A 3,084-nucleotide genomic window follows, 5' to 3' on the forward strand; every position below is an offset into this window, starting at 1 on the left:
CACCTTCAACGCCACGTACAACGCGCAGGCGAACACCTACGAGTTCGTGCTCGGCGGCTTCAAGCGCATCCAGTAGCACCCCGTCCCAGGGTGTCCGGACGAAAGCTCCGGACGCCCTGCTCGGATTTCAGGTGCTCGCCCTGTGAGCCAGGAGAAGCGGGGAGGGTCCTGAAAAAAGAAACAGCGGGCCCCCACCTGAGTGAGAGGCCCGCTGCTCATGTCCGAGACGAGAGGTGTCTCGGGCCGGGGCTTACTTGCCCGCGCGGTACGAGGTCCACATGCTGTTCGCGCGGCTGTTCTGGCCCGCGGAGAACGTGTTCATGCAGGAGTCGTAGCTGTAGTCCATGAAGTTGGTGATGGGGTCCAGGCCGGCCAGGCTGGTGCAGCTGTCACGGCCGGTGGGGCAACCGGAGGCGCCCGACTGCTCGGCCGGGGTGTCGCTCACGCTGTCGTTGGTGCTGGTGCAGCCGCCCTGGAAGGTGTGGTACAGGCCCATCCAGTGACCGACCTCGTGGGTGCCGGTGTCGCCCTGGTTGTAGTTGGTGGCCGTGCCGCCGGGCAGCGAGCTCTGGAGCACCACCACGCCGTCCATCTTCGGGCTGCTGGCGTAGCTCCAGGGGAAGGTGGCCCAGCCGAGCAGGCCGCCGCCCATGTTGTTGGTGTAGAAGTTGAGGGCGGTCGCGGTGCCCTTGCGCAGGGCGTTCTTCATGTTCGTCTCACACGTGCCACCGGAGCAGGTGTAGTACGAGTCGTTGTTGGTGTAGTCCGTGCCGGCCAGATAGAAGCTGAAGCCCGCCGCCGCGTAGGCGTTGTTGAGGACGGTGATCTGGTTGTTGATCTGCGTGGTGGTCACGCCGCCGGCGCCGGCGCTGGTACGGATGACGTGGAAGTAGACGGGGATGGAAGCGCCCATCGCGTTGACCGTGCCGCCCATCGCCTGCTTGGCCTGGAGCGCCTCGAAGCGGGCCTCGATCTGGGCGACCTGCTCCTCGGTGAACTCCTCGGCGCCGCAGTTGCGGGGGTCCGCGACCTGCGCCTCAACGCCGTCGACGGCAACCTGCTCCGCCTCGTCCACCGGGCCGCAGCCGACCATCGCCGCGAGAGCACCCACCGTCACAACCGTCTTGCCGAACATGCGCATGTGCAACCACCTTCCGAAGAGAAAGATGCACTGCTTTTAAATTAATTCGGGAAAACGGTCAAAGCCTTTTCTTGCATTCTAACCACGAATTCCATGACTCGCCAAGTCAATCGTTTCAGATGCAAGGAATTGCGGTGTAGGCCTGTGTCGCGGTGGGTCCTCCTCCTACTACGTGCCTGGGTGCGGAGGACTCTGGCGTAGCATGGAGAGGACGCGGTGGGCCCGATGGCCCGTGTCCGTGCGAGGAGAAGAAGTGAAGGCCCGATTCACGCTGATGGTGGTGGCCGTGCTGCTGCTGTTGCCCCTGGGGGCCCAGGCGGAGCCCCGGCGGCTGGTGTTGCTCTTCACCGGAGACAACCGGGGGGAGATCGCTCCCTGTGGTTGCAAGGTGGAACCTCAAGGCGGGCTGGCCCGGAGGAAGACGGCCATCGAGGCGGAGCGGGCCCGGGGCCTGCCGGTGGTGTTGATGGACTCGGGCAACGCGCTGTTCCGCGAGCCCACGCGCCGGGAGGAGTCCCTGGTCCAACAGCAGGCGGAGCTGGTGCTCGAGCAGATGGAGGCGCAGGGCACGGTGGCCATGGCGGTGGGGGAGCGCGACCTGTCGCTGGGCCTGTCCTACCTCCAGAAAGCCACGCAGGGGCGCAACAAGAAGATGAAGCTGCTGTCCGCCAACCTGGTGGACAAGGCCGGCAAGGCGCCCTTCACGGCCTCCCTGGTGGTGGAGGCCGGGGGACTGAAGGTGGGCGTGGTGGGGGTGTCTCCCGAGGGCGTGCCGGCCGGGGAGCCCGGGTTGAAGGGCCGTCCTCCGAAGGAGGCCGCGCTGGCCGAGGCCCGCCGGCTGCGCAAGGCCCGCAAAGTGGACGTGGTGGTGGTGCTCGCGGCGGTGCCCTACCAGGAGGCCGTGAAGCTGGCCCTGCTGGCCGAGGACGCGGTGGACTTCGTGGTGCAGTCCCATGACGCCAAGGGCATCGGCATTGGCGAGCTGGTGGGCAGCCACGCCGCCGTCTTCCCCTCGGGGACGCTCGGGCGGGAGCTCACGCGGCTGGAGCTGAGCGTGGACGGGCCGGGGCCCTCGGTGGACCTGGGCTCGGGGTCGCGGGCCCGCAAGCAGCTGGGTGTGGTGGAGGGCAACCTCCTGAAGGCGCACGAGCGGCTGGCCAGTGCCAAGGATGAGCAGACGCGCGCCGAGCTCACCCGCACCATCGTGGAGCTGGAGGGCCGCCTGCGGCAGCTCGAGGGGGAGCTGGACGTGAAGCCTCCCAAGGGCGGGCGCGCGCACCAGCTCTCCTATGTCACCCTGGGCCTGGCGGTGGCGGATGATCCGGTGCTGAAGCAGCGGGTGGATGAACTCGTGCAGAGCGGCTCGGCCAACGCCGCGCACTGACGAGAGTCCTGCCCTTGCCCGTTTCCGGGCCTCACGGGTCCAAGCCGCATGACCCGCTTCATTGGAGCCGCCGCCCCACTCACCGCGCAGGGCATCGAGGCCTGTGCCGACACGCTCTCCGTGCGCCCGGCCGAGATCTGGGCCGTGCTCAAGGTGGAGACCCGGGGCTGTGGCTACTTCGCCGACCGCCGACCCGTCATCCTCTTCGAGCGCCACATCTTCAGCCGGAGGACGGAAGGCCGCTTCGACAAGCAAGCCCCCGACATCAGCAACCCCAAGGCCGGGGGCTATGCCGGCGGCGTGGCGGAGTACGAGCGCCTGGAGCGGGCCCTGGCGCTAGACGAGCAGGCCGCGCTCACGAGCGCCTCGTGGGGCCTCGGCCAGGTAATGGGGTTTCACGCCAGCGACCTGGGCTACGGCTCCGTCGAGCAGTTCGTCACCCGGATGATGGTGTCCGAGGACGAGCAGCTCGCGGCCCTGACGGCCTTCATCCAGAAAAATGGCCTGGCCGAGCCCTTGCGCCACCACGACTGGGCCGCCTTCGCCCGCGGCTACAACG

Annotated in this window: 3 protein-coding genes; 2 read left to right on the plus strand and 1 reads right to left on the minus strand. The window is 67.9% G+C overall.

Translation table 11 applies throughout. The features are described from left to right. Positions 1-250: 250 nt before the first annotated feature. Positions 251-1,141: a zinc metalloprotease gene (locus VF794_RS27715; RefSeq protein ID WP_331115515.1), complete on the minus strand. Its 891-nt coding sequence runs from the start codon at positions 1,139-1,141 to the stop codon at positions 251-253. A gap of 253 nt (positions 1,142-1,394) precedes the next feature. On the opposite strand from VF794_RS27715, the gene VF794_RS27720 reads away from it, so the two are divergent. Together VF794_RS27720 and VF794_RS27725 are read left to right on the plus strand one after the other, a co-directional pair. Beyond that, positions 1,395-2,525 carry a 5'-nucleotidase gene (locus VF794_RS27720; protein ID WP_331115517.1) on the plus strand — a complete coding sequence of 377 codons (1,131 nt, stop codon included), beginning with the start codon at positions 1,395-1,397 and terminating at the stop codon, positions 2,523-2,525. 48 nt (positions 2,526-2,573) lie between these two features. After that, the coding region (locus tag VF794_RS27725) for an N-acetylmuramidase family protein (RefSeq protein ID WP_331115519.1) at positions 2,574-3,084 on the plus strand (511 nt) is incomplete at its 3' end.

The organism is Archangium sp. (assembly GCF_036389735.1).
Taxonomy (GTDB): Bacteria; Myxococcota; Myxococcia; order Myxococcales; family Myxococcaceae; genus Archangium.